Annotated in this window: 10 protein-coding genes; 1 reads left to right on the top strand and 9 read right to left on the bottom strand. The window is 70.6% G+C overall.

From position 1 onward, the window contains the following. Window positions 1–333: 333 nt before the first annotated feature. The 9 genes from ACWEMJ_RS17020 to eccD all read right to left on the bottom strand — a co-directional run bounded on the left by ACWEMJ_RS17020 (window position 334) and on the right by eccD (window position 11,338). Window positions 334–2,019 (bottom strand): ribonuclease J, encoded by a 1,686-nt coding sequence (locus ACWEMJ_RS17020; protein ID WP_452137839.1) that lies wholly within the window; start codon window positions 2,017–2,019, stop codon window positions 334–336. Window positions 2,020–2,193: 174 nt separating this feature from the next. Then, window positions 2,194–3,093, bottom strand: coding sequence for a 4-hydroxy-tetrahydrodipicolinate synthase (gene dapA, locus ACWEMJ_RS17015; RefSeq protein WP_452137838.1), 900 nt, complete (start codon window positions 3,091–3,093; stop codon window positions 2,194–2,196). Window positions 3,094–3,385: 292 nt separating this feature from the next. Continuing rightward, window positions 3,386–4,171, bottom strand: coding sequence for an FAD-dependent thymidylate synthase (thyX, locus tag ACWEMJ_RS17010; RefSeq protein WP_452137837.1), 786 nt, complete (start codon window positions 4,169–4,171; stop codon window positions 3,386–3,388). 33 nt (window positions 4,172–4,204) lie between these two features. After that, a complete protein-coding gene (locus ACWEMJ_RS17005) occupies window positions 4,205–4,666 on the bottom strand; it encodes a hypothetical protein (protein WP_452137836.1) in 462 nt (153 codons plus the stop codon). 1 nt (window position 4,667) lies between these two features. Further along, window positions 4,668–5,414, bottom strand: coding sequence for a 4-hydroxy-tetrahydrodipicolinate reductase (gene dapB / locus ACWEMJ_RS17000; protein ID WP_452137835.1), 747 nt, complete (start codon window positions 5,412–5,414; stop codon window positions 4,668–4,670). Between the two features lie 31 nt (window positions 5,415–5,445). Further along, window positions 5,446–6,801, bottom strand: a complete 1,356-nt coding sequence (locus tag ACWEMJ_RS16995) for a M16 family metallopeptidase (RefSeq protein WP_452137834.1) — start codon at window positions 6,799–6,801, stop codon at window positions 5,446–5,448. Window positions 6,802–6,904: 103 nt separating this feature from the next. Then, entirely contained in the window at window positions 6,905–9,115 is a 2,211-nt protein-coding gene (locus ACWEMJ_RS16990; RefSeq protein ID WP_452137833.1) for a polyribonucleotide nucleotidyltransferase, read from the bottom strand. 374 nt (window positions 9,116–9,489) lie between these two features. Then, window positions 9,490–9,780, bottom strand: a complete 291-nt coding sequence (gene rpsO, locus ACWEMJ_RS16985; protein WP_030462697.1) for a 30S ribosomal protein S15 — start codon at window positions 9,778–9,780, stop codon at window positions 9,490–9,492. A 91-nt stretch (window positions 9,781–9,871) separates the two neighbouring features. Then, a complete protein-coding gene (eccD, locus tag ACWEMJ_RS16980) occupies window positions 9,872–11,338 on the bottom strand; it encodes a type VII secretion integral membrane protein EccD (protein WP_452137832.1) in 1,467 nt (488 codons plus the stop codon). 588 nt (window positions 11,339–11,926) lie between these two features. Here eccD and eccCa point away from each other — a divergent pair. Then, the gene (gene eccCa, locus ACWEMJ_RS16975; protein WP_452137831.1) at window positions 11,927–15,883 is read left to right on the top strand and encodes a type VII secretion protein EccCa; all 3,957 of its coding nucleotides are present in this window, start codon (window positions 11,927–11,929) and stop codon (window positions 15,881–15,883) included. Window positions 15,884–16,094 lie beyond the last annotated feature (211 nt).

The raw sequence follows: 16,094 nt of genomic DNA, 5'->3' as shown, positions 1-16,094 counted from the left end.
GGCCGGGGATGTCAACATATCTGGCGTTGACTTTTGGCACGCTGTTGAGTTCTCAAGGAACGGACACTTCCTTCGAGCGGCCTTCCGACCGGCCCTCCGGGCGCTTCGTTCTTTCGTGTTTCCAGCTTATCAGATGTTTTCCGCTCCGTTTTCCGGAGTTTCATTCGATCCGATTTGCTTTCGCCTTTCGGCGCTCCCGAACTCTATCAGAGTTTCTCGGCCTGTTTTCCCCGCTCCCATTCGAACGAATTCGATTCAGGAGCGAAGCCGCACGACCGTGGGGCAACCCGGAGAACATTACGCACCGGGCTGCCCCAGGTCAAATCAGGTCGGTCAGACCTCGACGACGACCGGGAGGATCATCGGGCGGCGCCGGTAGTTGTCGGCGACCCACTTGCCGACGGTCCGGCGGACCAGCTGCTGGACCTGGCGGACCTCCAGGACGCCTTCCCCGGCGGAGCGGGTGAGGGCTTCCTCCAGCTTGCCGGCGACGGCCGCGAACGCGCTGTCGTCGATGCCGGAGCCGCGGGCCTGGATGGTCGGGCCGCTGACCATCTTGCCGTTGGTGGAGTCGACCACCACGAAGACCGAGATGAAGCCCTCTTCGCCGAGGATGCGGCGGTCCTTGAGGGAGGCCTCGGTGATGTCGCCGACCGAGGAGCCGTCCACGTAGACGTAGCCGGCCTGGACCTTGCCGGCGATCCGGGCGACGCCCTTCTCCAGGTCGACGCAGACGCCGTCCTCGGCGATGACCACGCGGTTGCGCGGGACGCCGGTGGCGATGCCGAGGTCGGCGGCGGCGCGCAGGTGGCGCCATTCGCCGTGGACCGGCATCAGGTTCTTCGGCTTGCAGATGTTGAAGAAGTACAGCAGCTCGCCGGCCGAGGCGTGGCCGGAGACGTGCACCTTGGCGTTGCCCTTGTGGACGACCTTCGCGCCCCAGCGGGTGAGGCCGTTGATGACCCGGTAGACGGCGTTCTCGTTGCCGGGGATCAGCGAGGAGGCGAGGACGACGGTGTCACCCTCGACGATGCGGATCTGGTGGTCGCGATTGGCCATCCGGGACAGCGCGGCCATCGGCTCGCCCTGGGAGCCGGTGCAGATCAGCACCACCTCCTTGTCGGGCAGGTCGTCGAGGGTCTTCACGTCGACGATCAGGTTGCCGGGGACCTTCAGGTAGCCGAGGTCCCGGGCGATGCCCATGTTGCGGACCATCGAGCGGCCGACGAAGGCGACCTTGCGCTTGTACTCGTGCGCGGCGTCCAGCACCTGCTGGATGCGGTGCACGTGGCTGGCGAAGGAGGCGACGATGATGCGCTTCTCCGCGTTGGCGAAGACGTTGCGCAGCGCGGCGGAGATGTCGCGCTCGTGCGGGATGAAGCCGGGGACCTCGGCGTTGGTGGAGTCCACCAGGAGCAGGTCCATGCCCTCTTCGGCCAGCTTGGCGAAGGTCGGCAGGTCGGTGAGGCGGCCGTCCAGCGGGAGCTGGTCCATCTTGAAGTCACCGGTGGCGACGACCATGCCCGCGGGGGTGCGGACGGCGACGGCCAGGGCGTCGGGGATGGAGTGGTTGACCGCGATGAACTGGCAGTCGAAGGGGCCGATCCGCTCGCGGTCGCCCTCGGCGACCTCCAGGACGTAGGGGCGGATGCGGTGCTCGGCGAGCTTGGCCTCGATCAGCGCGAGGGTCAGCTTGGAGCCGATCAGCGGGATGTCCGGGTTCTCCCGCAGGAGGTACGGGACGGCGCCGATGTGGTCCTCGTGGCCGTGGGTCAGGACGATGCCGTCGACCTTGTCGAGGCGGTCCCGGATGTAGCTGAAGTCGGGGAGGATCAGGTCGACGCCGGGCTGCTCGTCCTCGGGGAAGAGCACGCCGCAGTCGATGATCAGGATGCGGTCGCCGTACTCGAGGACCGTCATGTTGCGGCCGATCTCGCCGAGACCGCCCAGCGGGGTGATGCGGAGGGCGCCCTCCTTGAGAGCGGGGGGAGCGCCGAGTTCGGGGTGCGGGTGGCTCAAAAGACTCTCCTCACGACGCACGCCATATGCCCGGAGGGTTCGTCCCCCGGTGACATATGGCGTGCGTCCATCGTGGTTACCTGACTGCCGATTGCCGCGCGCCTTCGGTCCCGGTCCAGCGGCGGACCCTGGTGGGGTCCGGCGAGCCTGGGGGCGCGCACGTCTGTTTGTTGGTTACAGGTGTACCCCGCCGGCGGCGAGATCCTCCTTCAACCGGGCGATCTCCGCGTCCGTGGCGGAGACCAGGGGCAGCCGGAGCGGGCCGGCCGGGTGTCCCTGCAGGTTCAACGCAGCCTTGGAGAGGATCACTCCCTGGGTGCGGAACATTCCGGCGTACACCGGCAGCAGGCTCTGGTGGACGGCGAGCGCCTTGGCGTGGTCGCCGGCGACGAAGGCCTCGATCATGGCGCGCATCTCGGCGGCGACGACGTGGCCGACCACGCTGACCACGCCGACGGCTCCGACCGAGAGCAGCGGCAGGGTCAGGTTGTCGTCGCCGGAGTACCAGGCGAGGCCGGAGTCGGCGATGGCGCGGGCCGCGGCGCCGACGTCGCCCTTGGCGTCCTTGTTGGCGACGATCCGGGGGTGCTCGCCGAGGCGGACCAGGGTGTCGTGTTCGAGGGCGACGGCGGCGCGGCCGGGGATGTCGTACAGCATGACCGGCAGCTCGGTGGCGTCGGCCACGGCGACGGTGTGCCGGTACAGGCCTTCCTGCGGGGGCTTGCTGTAGTACGGGGTGACCGCGAGCAGGCCGTGGGCGCCGGCGGCCTGCGCCTGGCGGGCGAGTTCGACGCTGTGATGGGTGTTGTTGGTGCCGACGCCGGCGACGACGTGGGCGCGGTCCCCGACCGCCTCGACCACGGCCCGGACCAGCCGGGCCTTCTCCGCGTCGGTGGTGGTGGGCGACTCGCCGGTGGTGCCGTTGAGCACCAGGCCGTCGTTACCGGAGTCCACCAGGTGGGCGGCGAGGCGCTGGGCGCCGTCGAGGTCGAGCTCGCCGTCGGCGGTGAACGGGGTGACCATCGCGGTCAGGACCCGGCCGAAGGGCGTCTGCGGTGTGGAGGTCGGAGCCATGGGTCCAAAACTACTCGTAGGGCGGTGGTCGTCAGCCACGCAGGTCCAGGGTTTGGACAGTGCTCGGGGCCGCGGGCCGGGCCCGACATGGGATTCCGGTACTGCGCGCTCGGGGGTTCACGCAGCACCGGAATCCGTGTCCTGAGCGTATGGAGCCCCCGATAGCGCCGCAATCCGGGCATTCGGGACGGGTCCGGCCATCTGCCCGTCGGTGCAGGTCAGCGGCCGCTTCGCGGCCCGCCGGCGGGTGGCCGCACGGGTGAGCCGGTGCGGGCCGCGGTCCGACGGCCCGTCAGACCTTGCGCCAGCCGGGAACCCAGGCGCCGTCCTCGACGGTGTAGTCGCCGAACAGCGAGGGCGCTTCCTTGACCATCAGCTCGCCGATCTTGCCGAACAGCAGCCGGATCTCCTCCTCGGCGCCCGGCGCGGTGCGGTTCTCGATGACGTGGCGCAGGGTGCGCACGTTCGCCGTCCAGACCAGGCCGGTGGCCAGGCCCTCGGGGGCGAAGCGGCGCATGAAGGAGGTCTTCTCCTTCTTCTCGTGGAACTTGACGCCCTCCTCGTCCAGCCCGAAGTGGTCGGCCATCCAGTGCTGGAACTCCTCGATCTGCTCCATCAGGCCGGTGGCGCGGCTCATCAGCTCCGCGTCCTGCTGGGCCCACTCGGGGAACCAGAACGGGATGTCGTCGAGGCGGACGAAGCGCAGCGACTCCTGGGAGACCGCGACGCCGGCCCGGTGGCGGACCAGCTCGTGGGTGACCACGCGGCTGACGTTGTGCAGCACGAAGGTGAAGGAGACGTGCTCCAGCACCGAGCCGTGCGCGCTGGCCAGGATGTTCTTCAGGTAGACGTCCTGGTCGGTGCGGACCTTGGTGACGTTCGGGTTGAGGCCCGGCTTCCACGAGCGGTAGCAGATCCGGCCGGCGAACTCGGCGAGGTTCTGGGCGTCGTCCAGGTCGCCGCGGTCGACCCGCTCCAGCCAGCTCTCGCCGCCGACGTCCTGGAGGTAGGCCGCGACCTCGTCGTAGTCGAGCTCGGGGCGGGCGATCAGGTGGACCTGGGGTTCGACTGCGCGCATGGGTGATGTCCTGGCTGTTGGGGGCGGTACGGGTCAGTTTACGGCGGTGGCCGCGGCGTCCTGGCCATGCAGCTTGATCGCGTGCTGCATGGCCTTGCGGGCGCGCGGGACGTCGCCGGCGTCCGCGTAGGCGACGGCGAGCCGGAAGAAGTTCCGCCAGTCGGTGGGGTCGGCCTCGGCCTCGCGCTTGCGGCGGGCGAACACGGCGTCGGCGGAGGCGCGGTCGATCCGGCCGCCGCCGGTGCGCTTGAGCTCGTCCACGGGCAGGCCGCCCTCGGCCTCCAGCTCGCGGGCCAGGCGCTCGCTGGCGCGGCCGAAGCGGACGGTCTGGCGGAGGAACCAGAGCCCGATCACCGGGATGACGAAGGCGCACGCGCCGATGCCGATGCCGAGCGGCTTGCCGGTGGCGACGAGCTGGACGCCCTCCCCGACGCAGACCACGCTGACCAGCAGCAGGACGCCGGAGAGGATGAAGAAGCCGGTGCGAGAGGTCATGTCACAGGTCCAGGAAGTGTTCCAGGCCGAAGGTCAGGCCCGGGTGGTCGGCGATCTTCCGCACGCCGAGCAGGATGCCGGGCATGAAGCTGGAGTGGTGCATGGAGTCGTGCCGGATGGTCAGCGTCTCGCCGGTGTCGCCGAACATCACCTGCTGGTGGGCCAGCAGGCCGCGCAGCCGCACCGCGTGCACCGGGACGCCGTCCACGTCGGCGCCGCGGGCGCCGGGCAGGCTGTGCGTGGTCGGGTCCTGCTGCGGCGGCAGGCCGGCCTCGGCCCGGGCGGCGGCGATCAGCTGCGCGGTGCGGGTGGCGGTGCCGGACGGGGCGTCGGCCTTGCGGTCGTGGTGCAGCTCGACCACCTCGACGGACTCGAAGTACTTCGCCGCCAGCTGGGAGAACTTCATGCCGAGGATCGCGCCGATGGAGAAGTTCGGGGCGATCAGGAGGCCCAGCCCGGGCGCCTCGGCGAGCAGGCCGCGGACGGTCTCCAGCCGCTCCTCGGTCCAGCCGGTGGTGCCGGTGACCACGTGGATGCCGTGGCGCAGGCAGTAGTCGAGGTTGCCCATCACCGAGTCCGGGTGGGTGAGTTCGACGGCGACGTCGACCCCGGCGTCGGTGAGTTCGGTGAGCTCCGAGCCCCGGCCGAGGGCGGCCACCAGCTCCAGGCCGTCGGCGGCCTGCACGGCCTTGACGGCCTCCGAGCCGATCCGGCCCTTGGCGCCGATCACGGCGACGCGCAGCGTCATGTCAGTTGTCCTTCCAGGCGAATCGGGCGGGTCAGGCCAGCAGGTCGGCCAGCTTGGCGGCCCGCCGGTCGTTGATCGGACCGATCAGCGCCAGCGAGGGCCGGTGCGCCCCCAGCACATCACGGGCGACGGCGTGCACGTCCTCCAGGGTGACGTCGGCCATCCTGCGCAGCATCTCGTCCACCGACAGGTGGTGGCCGTAGGAGAGTTCGGCCTTGCCGATGCGGTTCATCAGCGAGCCGGTGTCCTCCATGCCGAGCACGGTGGAGCCGGAGATCTGGCCGATCGCGCGGCTGAGCTCCTCCTCGGTGATGCCCTCCTCGACGACCCGGGCGAGTTCCTCGCGGCAGATCTTCAGCACTTCCTCGACCCGCTTGGGCTGGCAGCCGGCGTAGATGCCGAACAGGCCGGTGTCGGCGTACGAGGAGGAGTAGGAGTACACCGAGTACGCCAGGCCGCGCTTCTCCCGGACCTCCTGGAACAGCCGGGAGCTCATACCGCCGCCGAGGGCCGCGTTGAGCACGCCCATCGCCCAGCGGCGCTCGTCGTGGCGCGGGATGCCGGGCACGCCGAGGACCAGGTGGGCCTGCTCGGTGGGGCGGTTGAGGACGGCGGCCTTGCCGGAGGTGCGGACCGCCTTGACGCCGCGGCGGGCCTCGGCGGGGTGGCCCTGGGACTTGGCGAGCACCGGCGCGAACGCCTTCTCGACCAGCTTGACCACCTTGGCGTGGTCGAGGTTGCCGGCCGCCGCGACCACCAGGTTCTCCGGCTTGTAGCGGCGGTGGTAGAAGCCCGCGATCTGCTCGCGGCTCAGCGCGGAGACGGTCTCCTGGGTGCCCAGGATCGGCCGGCCGAGCGGGCCGGTCCCGAAGATCACCTTGGCGAACAGGTCGTGCACCACGTCGCCCGGGTCGTCCTCGGCCATCGCCATCTCTTCGAGGATGACGCCGCGCTCGGACTCCACGTCCTCGGGGCGGATCAGCGAACCGGTGAGCATGTCGCACACCACGTCGATGGCCAGCGGCAGGTCGGTGTCCAGCACCCGCGCGTAGTAGCAGGTGTTCTCCTTGGCGGTGAACGCGTTCATCTCGCCGCCGACCGCGTCCAGCGCGGCGGAGATCTCCAGCGCGTCGCGCCGGGCGGTGCCCTTGAAGAGCAGGTGCTCCAGGTAGTGCGTGGCGCCGTTCAGGACGGGCGTCTCGTCCCGGGAGCCGACGCCGACCCAGATGCCGAAGGTGGCGCTGCGCACCGTCGGGAGGGTCTCGGTGACGACCCGCAGGCCGCCGGGGAGCACGGTGCGGCGGACGGTGTTCGCGCCGCCTTCGGTGCCCTTGAGCAGGGTCCGGGTAGTGCCGGGGCGCTGCTTCGCCGCCGAGGCCTGGGCCACGGGTGTTCCTTCCAGCTACTGCTTCACGAGGGGAGCTTCACGAACAGGGCGCGGCCCGCACGCGCCGATCGGGGCGTGCGGGCCGCAGGGTGTTACCGGGATGTCACTCGGAGGCGGCGGCGTCGCCGCCCTCCTCGCCCTCGATGACGGGGATCAGCGACAGCTTGCCGCGCGGGTCGATCTCGGCGATCTCGACCTGCACCTTGGCGCCGACGCCGAGGACGTCCTCGACGTTCTCGACGCGCTTGCCGCCGGCCAGCTTGCGGATCTGCGAGATGTGCAGCAGACCGTCCTTGCCCGGCATGAGCGAGACGAAGGCGCCGAAGGTGGTGGTCTTCACCACGGTGCCCAGGTAGCGCTCGCCGACCTCCGGCATGGTCGGGTTGGCGATCTGGTTGATCGTCGAGCGGGCGGCCTCGGCGGCCGGGCCGTCGGCGGCACCGATGTAGATGGTGCCGTCGTCCTCGATGGTGATCTCGGCGCCGGTGTCCTCCTGGATCTGGTTGATCATCTTGCCCTTGGGGCCGATGACCTCGCCGATCTTGTCCACCGGGATCTTGATGGTGATGATCCGCGGCGCGTTCGGGGACATCTCGTCGGGCGAGTCGATGGCCTCGTTCATGACGTCGAGGATGTGCAGGCGGGCGTCGCGGGCCTGCTTCAGCGCGGCGGCCAGCACGGAGGCCGGGATGCCGTCGAGCTTGGTGTCCAGCTGCAGCGCGGTGATGAAGTTGCGGGTACCGGCGACCTTGAAGTCCATGTCGCCGTACGCGTCCTCGGCGCCGAGGATGTCGGTGAGGGTCACGTAGTGGGTCTCACCGTCGATCTCCTGCGAGATCAGGCCCATGGCGATGCCGGCGACGGCGGCCTTCAGCGGCACACCGGCGTTCAGCAGCGACATGGTGGACGCGCAGACCGAGCCCATCGAGGTGGAGCCGTTGGAGCCCAGCGCCTCGGAGACCTGGCGGATCGCGTAGGGGAACTCCTCGCGGGTCGGCAGGACCGGGATCAGGGCGCGCTCGGCGAGGGCGCCGTGGCCGATCTCGCGGCGCTTGGGCGAGCCCACGCGGCCGGTCTCGCCGACCGAGTACGGCGGGAAGTTGTAGTTGTGCATGTAGCGGCGACGGGTCTCCGGGGAGAGCGTGTCGAGCTGCTGCTCCATGCGCAGCATGTTCAGCGTGGTGACGCCCAGGATCTGGGTCTCGCCGCGCTCGAACAGGGCCGAGCCGTGCACCCGCGGGATGGCCTCGACCTCGGCGGCCAGGGTGCGGATGTCGGTGACGCCGCGGCCGTCGATGCGGACCTTGTCCTTGATGACGCGCTCGCGGACGATCTTCTTGGTCAGCGCGTTGTAGGCGCCGCTGATCTCCTTCTCGCGGCCCTCGAACTCCGGGAGCAGCTTCTCGGCCGCGACGGCCTTGATGCGGTCCAGCTCGTTCTGGCGCTCCTGCTTGCCGGCGATGGTCAGCGCCTTGGACAGCTCGTCCTTGACGGCGGCGGTCAGCGCGGCCAGCACGTCGTCCTGGTAGTCCAGGAAGCGCGGGAACTCGCCGGTCGGCTTGGCGGCCTGCTTGGCGAGCTGCACCTGGGCGGCGCACAGCACCTTGATGAACGGCTTGGCGGCCTCCAGGCCGGCCGCGACGACCTCTTCGGTGGGGGCGTCGGCGCCGCCCTCGACCAGCTTGATGGTCTTGTCGGTGGCCTCGGCCTCGACCATCATGATCGCGACGTCGCCGTCCGGCAGGACACGACCGGCGACGACCATGTCGAAGACGGCCGACTCCAGCTCGGAGTGGGTCGGGAAGGCCACCCACTGGCCGTTGATCAGCGCGACGCGGACGCCGCCGATCGGGCCGGAGAACGGCAGGCCGGCCAGCTGGGTGGAGGCGGAGGCCGCGTTGATGGCCACCACGTCGTACAGGTGGTCGGGGTTGAGCGCCATGACGGTGACGACGACCTGGACCTCGTTGCGCAGGCCCTTGACGAAGGACGGGCGCAGCGGGCGGTCGATCAGGCGGCAGGTGAGGATCGCGTCCTCGGACGGCCGGCCCTCACGGCGGAAGAACGAGCCGGGGATGCGGCCGGCGGCGTACATCCGCTCCTCGACGTCCACCGTCAGCGGGAAGAAGTCGAAGTGCTCCTTGGGCTGCTTCGAGGCGCTGGTGGCCGACAGCACCATGGTGTCGTCGTCCAGGTAGGCCACGGCGGAGCCGGCGGCCTGACGGGCCAGGCGGCCGGTCTCGAAGCGGATGGTGCGGGTACCGAAGCTGCCGTTGTCGATGACGGCCTCGGCGTAGAAAACGTTCTCTTCCACCTGGAAGATCTCCTCTTTCGTACGTCTCCCCAGGAGCGCCCCTGCGCTTGCCTGCCGTGGCCCGGGCAGTTGGGCCGGTCTTCGATCGAAGCCACCGGGTCCGTCCCCGCGTGTCGGGGGTTCCGGCGGCCACTACCGAGGACCGGCGCCTTTCGGCGTGCGGCGGCGTCGGCGTGTGGACGCTCCTTGGGTGCGGGCGGCTTCCGTTTGAAGCCTTGCGGCCCGCAAGGGCGGGCATGCCCTTTACCTTACAAATTCACACCCTATCGAGCGCGGCTTTGAGGCGGGCTGTTCGCGGGGTGCGGTCGCGGGGTGGCGCGGAAAGCGCCGAGGGGCGGCTCCCCCGGTGAGGGGAGCCGCCCCTACGAGCGGTGTCAGCGGGCGCCGCCGGCGGCACCGCGGCGGATGCCGAGGCGGTCCACCAGGGTACGGAAGCGCTCGATGTCCTTCTTGGCCAGGTACTGCAGCAGGCGGCGGCGCTGGCCGACCAGGATCAGCAGGCCACGGCGCGAGTGGTGGTCGTGCTTGTGGAACTTCAGGTGCTCGGTCAGGTCCGAGATGCGGCGGGAGAGCATGGCCACCTGGACCTCGGGGGAGCCGGTGTCGCCCTCCTTCTGGCCGAACTCGGCGATGATCTGCTTCTTGACGTCAGCGGCGAGGGCCACGGGCATCTCCTTCGGTGTGTGTGACCGAGCGGTCCTGGTCGAACGCACAGGACCTGACAAGACTCGGACGGATCAACGATACCAGCGCGGCTCAGCCGGTCGCGCCGCGCACCACGTTGTAGATGTTGAGCACGGCCAGCGCCAGTGGCACCAGGGAGATCAGCATCAGGCTGTCGACCATGTCCAGGATGCGGCCCCAGAACGGGGACACCCCGGAGCGGGGGACGATCAGCGCGATCGCGGTCATGATCGCGGCGCCGGCCGCGATGGACGCGGACAGCCACACGGTGCGCAGGTCGCCGCCACCGCCGCCGGGGGTGGCCGCGGCCAGCGCCAGGTGCAGCGGGGTGTGCAGGGCCAGGCCCAGGATCAGCAGCGCCAGGCCGACCAGGCCGGCGATGGTGAGCGCGAACACCTGCGCGGTGTAGCGGAACAGCCGGGCGCGCAGCATGGTCGAGACGCCGATGGTCAGGGCCAGCAGTTCGGCCCAGGTGCGGTCGCTGAAGCCGAGCACGGTGCAGGCGCCGACGATGGTGGTGGCGGCGCCGCCGACCAGGCCGACCAGCACCTCGTGGCCGCGGCGGGCCTGGGCGGCGATCCGCTCGTACTGGACGGTCTCGGCGCTGCTGGTCTCCTCGCCGTACGCGGTGCCGCGGGTGCGGGTCTGGCCGGGGGCGCTGAAGCCGACGGGCAGGCGGGCGAACCGGGCGGAGAGCGCGGGCAGGAAGCCGACCGCGGCGACCGCGGCGACGCCGGTGACGGCGGCGATGTCGGTGATCGCGGTGCCGGACATCAGCACCGCGGCGAAGGTGGCCAGGGTGCCGGCGGCGGCGACGAAGGCGGCGGCGACGAACACCGAGTCCTTCTCCGGCAGCAGGCCGACCAGCAGGACGGCGACCACCAGCACGGTGACGCAGCCGACCAGGAACTGGAGCCGGCCGGGGCCGTCGCCCGCGTTCGGGACGTCGATGATGCCGGAGCCCGCCAGCATGGCGTGCGGCAGCGCGCCGAGGCCGAGCGCGACCGCGGCGATGTGGTCGTCGTAGACCCGGGCCCGGACGGCGGCGAAGGTCACCAGCACGACGGCGGTGACGCCGGACAGGATGCCCGGCAGGCCGAACATGTTGTGCCGCAGGTCGGAGAACCACAGCGCGAACGCCAGCAGGGTGAGCAGCACCGAGCCGGCGATCAGGCCGAAGGCCCGCATCAGGTCGGGGCTCCAGAACCGGCGGTCGGCCTCGACCGCGGAGGCGATGGCGTCGGCGACGTCGTCGTAGACGGCCGGCGGCAGCGACTCGGAGAACGGGCGCAGGCTCAGCAGGTCGCCGTCGCGCACCTGTTGGGCCGCCAGCGGAAGTCCGCTGTCGAGCACGGTGCCGTCCCGCCGCACCAGATGGAAGCCGGTCGGTGTTCCGTCCACCTGCGTCTGCCCGGAGAGCCGCAGCACTTCCGGGTAGATGTCGGCGAGCGGGACGTCCTCCGGCAGGGCGACGTCGATCCGGCTGTCCGGTGCCACTACGGTGACCCGGCAGAAACCGGTCGTAGCGTTGTTGCTCACCGGCCCTCTCCCCCTCGTTGGCTAGTCGGCAAGTCTGCTGACCCTCGTCGACGGGGTTCCGGAACTGTCACGGCCCGAACGAGAGTTGGCGCGGCGTCACCATACCGCCTCCGGGCAAGTGCGCACTGCGGCGGGGGCGCGGTGGGTGTGCGGGCGGCGCGCGGGGGTGGAGGCGGTGCGCAGGTGCGCCGGGGGTTGTGTGCTGACAGCCGGTCAGTACTCTGCGGGTGGGCGACCCCGTGGACGAACGGCTTGGTCCGCGCAGTAGGATCGGCCCCTGCGCACGGCGTACGGGGGCGGCGATCGAGACGCGACAGCCCCGGCGCGCCTGCGGTTCGGCGGAGCGGGGGCGGCGTCATCACACGGGGCGCCCTCACCGTACGTATCCAGATGCGTGAGGGCGGATTGTGAGCGAGCGATGGGGGTGCCCCCGACCCTGTGCCCGGGGAGGGCGCACCGTTGAGGACGGGGAGTCGCGCGCTGCGGCTGCCGCGGGGGGCGGGGTGGTCGCGTGAGTGAGCGGAGCGAGCTCACCATCAAGAGGCGCGTGTGTACGAAGTGCCCGCCGAGCGCCAGCGAGGTGGTCGCATGAGTACCGTGACGGTCAAGCGTCCGCCACGGGCGTTCCCGCCTCCGGTGTCGGAGGAGCCGGTCGAGCTGGTTCCGCCGCCGGAGCTGCCGCGGGGCGGTGGCGAGGACTGGATGATGTCGCTGCTGCCGCTGCTCGGCATGGGCGGTTCGGCGGCGTTCTTCTTCTCTCCGGGCGCACAGGGCCCGATGAAGATGATGGGCGTCCTGATGGTCGCGTCGACCGCCGCGATGGCGGTGGCGCAGATCGTCAAGGCGCGCAAGGGCGGTAGCGCGGCCACCTCGGACGAGCGCCGGGACTACCTGAAGTACCTGCAGCAGAAGCGCCGCGAGGTGCGTCGCACGGCCGAGCGTCAGCGCGGTTCGCTGCTGTTCACCCACCCGGAGCCGGACCAGCTGTGGTCGATCGTGGCCGAGGGCCGCCGGTTGTGGGAGCGCCGGCCGACCGACGCGGACTTCGCGCAGATCCGGGTGGGCCTGGGGCCGTTGCAGCTGTCGACGCCGCTGGTGGCGCCGCAGACCGCGCCGATGGACGAGTTGGAGCCGCTCGCCGCGGAGGCGATGGGCACCTTCATCAAGACCCACGGAACGCTGCAGGACCTGCCGTTGGCGGTGTCGCTGCGCGCCTTCTACCACATCACGGTGTGCGGCGACCCGGACTCGGTGTACGGCAACGTCCGGGCGATGGTGGCCCAGTTGGCGACCCTGCACTCCCCCGAGGACCTGATGATCGGGGTGGCCGCCGCGCCCGGCGCGGTGGAGGAGTGGGAGTGGGCGAAGTGGCTGCCGCACACCCAGCACCGCAAGGAGAGCGACGGCGCGGGTTCGCGTCGTCTGATCGCCGCCGGGCTGGGCGAGTTGGAGGAGCTGCTGGCCAACGAGCTGGCCGGCCGCAAGGGCTTCTCCCGTGACAGCACGCCGAGTTCGGACCAGCCGCACCTGGTGGTCATCATGGACGGCGCCTCGGTGCCGGTCGACTCGGTGATCGCCGGTCCGGAGGGCGTCCAGGGCGTCACCGTGATCGAGGTCGTCCCGGGTGACCTGGACGAGCCGAACGGCCACCTGGTGATCACCGTCGGCAAGAACGAGCTGCTGCTGGAGGCGGCGTCCGGGGCGAGCTACCCGGGCAAGCCGGACACCCTGTCGAGCTGGCAGGCCGAGGCGCTGTCGCGGCAGTTGGCGCCGTTCCGGGCGTCCGCGGGCGGCGACGACAGCGACCCGTCGCTGGTGTCGATGGACTTCACCGAGATGATGCACACCGGCGACCCGGGCTCCTTCGACCCGGCCCGGCACTGGCGTCCCAAGCCGATCCGCGAGAAGCTGCGCGTCCCGCTGGGCGTCGGCAGCAACGGCGAGTACGTCTGGCTGGACATCAAGGAAGCCTCGCTGGAGGGCATGGGCCCGCACGGCATGTGCGTCGGCGCGACCGGTTCCGGCAAGTCCGAGGTGCTGCGCACCATCGTGCTGGCGCTGGCGGTCACCCACTCCTCCGAGGTGCTCAACCTGGTCCTCGCGGACTTCAAGGGTGGTGCGACCTTCGCCGGCATGTCGGAGATGCCGCACACCGCGGCCGTGATCACCAACCTCGAGGGCGAAGCCACCCTGATCGACCGCATGCGCGACGCGATCGAGGGCGAGATGAACCGCCGTCAGGAGCTGCTGCGCGCGGCGGGCAACTACGCGAACATCAACGAGTACGAGCGGGCCCGTACCGCGGGCGCCCCGCTCGACCCGCTGCCCTCGCTGCTGATGATCATCGACGAGTTCTCCGAGCTGCTCACCGCGAAGCCGGACTTCATCGACCTGTTCATCCAGATCGGCCGCATCGGCCGTTCGCTCGGTATGCACATGCTGCTCGCCTCGCAGCGACTGGAGGAGGGCAAGCTCCGCGGTCTGGACACCTTCCTGTCCTACCGCCTGGGTCTGCGCACCTTCTCGGCCGCCGAGTCGCGGGCCGCGATCGGCGTGCCGGACGCCTACCACCTGCCGCCGATCCCCGGCGTGGGCTACCTGAAGTTCGGCTCCGACGTGATGGAGCGCTTCCGGGCCGCGTACGTGTCCGGCAAGTACCGTCCGCCGGGCCAGCAGCGCGCGGTCGGCGGCCGGGTGGTCACCGCCCAGCCGGTGCTGTTCACCGCCGCCGAGGTCGAGGTCATCGAGCCCGAGGTGGAGGAGATCCTCCCCGACCCGACCGAGGAGGAGGAGAAGGACGACGCGCTGCTGGACACCATGCTCGACGTGTTCGTCCAGCGGATGATCGGACAGGGCCCGCCGGCCCACCAGGTGTGGCTGCCCCCGCTGGAGGCGCCGCCGTCGGTGGACTCCCTGCTGGAGCCGCTGCTGGTCAGCCCGGAGCGCGGTCTGACCCCGGCCTCGATCCGCCAGGGCAACCTGGTCGTCCCGGTCGGCATCGTCGACAAGCCGCGCGACCAGCGCCGCGACGTGATGTACCTGGACTACTCGGGCGCGGCCGGCCACGGCATGATCGTCGGCGGTCCGCGGTCCGGCAAGTCCACCATGGTGCGCACCATCGTGGCGGGCTTCTCGGTCACCCACACCCCGGTGGAGACGCAGTTCTACCTGCTCGACTTCGGCGGTGGCGGTTTCGGCTCGCTGGCCGACCTGCCGCACGTCGGCGGCGTGGCGGGCCGACTGGACGTCGAGAAGGTCCGCCGCATGGTCAGCGAGGTGCACGGGGTGCTCAACCGCCGTGAGGAGCTGTTCCGGGCCTCCGGCATCGACACCATCGCCACCTACCGCACCCGTCGGGCGAACGGGCAGCTGCCGGACGAGCAGTTCGGCGACGTGTTCCTGTTCATCGACGGCTGGCTGACCTTCAAGCAGGAGTTCGAGGTCCTGGAGCCGGTCATCGCCGACATCGCGCTGCGCGGTCTCGGTTACGGCGTCCACGTGGTGATCACCGCGGCCCGCTACGCCGAGGTCCGCCCGGCGCTGAAGGACCAGCTGCAGAACCGCGTCGAGCTGAAGCTCGGTGACTCCATGGAGTCGGAGATCAACCGCAAGGCCGCCGCGAACGTGCCGGCGATCCCGGGTCGCGGTCTGACCCACGAGCAGCTGCACTTCCTGTCCGGTCTGCCGCGCATCGACGGGTCCAGCTCCACCGAGGACCTGGTGGACGGCGTCACCGACATGGTCGCCCAGATCAACTCGGCCTGGACCGGCCCGCGTGCCCCGCAGGTGCGCATGCTGCCGCCGGTGCTCGACGGCAACTCGCTGCCCAAGGGCTTCGAGCACCCCGAGCTCGGTGTCGCGTTCGGTGTCGACGAGGTCGAGCTGGCGCCGGTGTTCGTCAACTTCGAGACCGACCCGCTGTTCGTCGTCTTCGGCGAGAGCGAGTCCGGCAAGTCGGCGATGCTGCGCATGCTGATCAAGCAGATCACCGAGCGGTACACCCCGGACCAGGCCGGCATCGTGGTCGGCGACTTCCGCCGCTCGCTGCTGGGCGTGGTGCCGCCGGAGTACCTGGTGGAGTACGCGGCCGCCGCGCCCGCCATGTCGGCGATCGTGGAGATGCTGCGCGGCGCCTGCGGCCGTCGCCTGCCCGGTCCGGACGTCACCGCCGAGCAGCTGCGCAACCGCAGCTGGTACAGCGGCAAGGACATGTTCGTGATCGTGGACGACTACGAGCTGGTCGCCACCCAGTCCGGCAACCCGATGGCGCCGCTGGCGGAGTTCCTGCCGTTCGCGCGCGACATCGGTCTGCGTCTGATCGTCGCCCGCAACGCGGGTGGCGCCGGCCGTTCGCTGTTCGAGCCGGTGATGCAGCGCATGCGCGAGCTGGGCGGCCAGGGTCTGATCCTGTCCGGCGACAAGAGCGAGGGCGCGCTGCTGGGCACGGTCAAGCCGCAGCCGCTGCCGCCGGGCCGCGGTGTGTTCGTCTCCCGCCGCATCCAGGCGGGTCAGACGGTGCAGACGGGTTGGCTGCCGAGCCAGTAGCCACCGGGGCGCGTGTGACGCACCGTGACCGATGGGGCCGGGTTCCGAAAGGGATCCGGCCCTTCGGCATTCCACGGCCCGAACGGTGCCATAACGTTATCTTCTGATTTTTGGGCGCCACCTTCGGTTCCCGTACCCCGGGGGTCGACCGGCCTGGGATTTCGGGCCGTCAGCCGTCCCGGCGCAGCGCCTTTGAATCCGAGTTGCGCAG

This window comes from Kitasatospora sp. NPDC004531 (genome assembly GCF_053602195.1).
Note: the sequence above shows the minus strand (reverse complement) of the source record. Positions and strands in the feature narration are given on the sequence as shown.

What these genes read in the sequence shown, in the direction of transcription:
- dapA (WP_452137838.1), bottom strand. Translation starts at nt 3,093, where the DNA reads ATGGCTCCGACCTCCACACCGCAGACGCCCTTCGGCCGGGTCCTGACC.
- thyX (WP_452137837.1), bottom strand. Translation starts at nt 4,171, where the DNA reads ATGCGCGCAGTCGAACCCCAGGTCCACCTGATCGCCCGCCCCGAGCTC.
- ACWEMJ_RS17005 (WP_452137836.1), bottom strand. Translation starts at nt 4,666, where the DNA reads ATGACCTCTCGCACCGGCTTCTTCATCCTCTCCGGCGTCCTGCTGCTG.
- dapB (WP_452137835.1), bottom strand. Translation starts at nt 5,414, where the DNA reads ATGACGCTGCGCGTCGCCGTGATCGGCGCCAAGGGCCGGATCGGCTCG.
- eccCa (WP_452137831.1), top strand. Translation starts at nt 11,927, where the DNA reads ATGAGTACCGTGACGGTCAAGCGTCCGCCACGGGCGTTCCCGCCTCCG.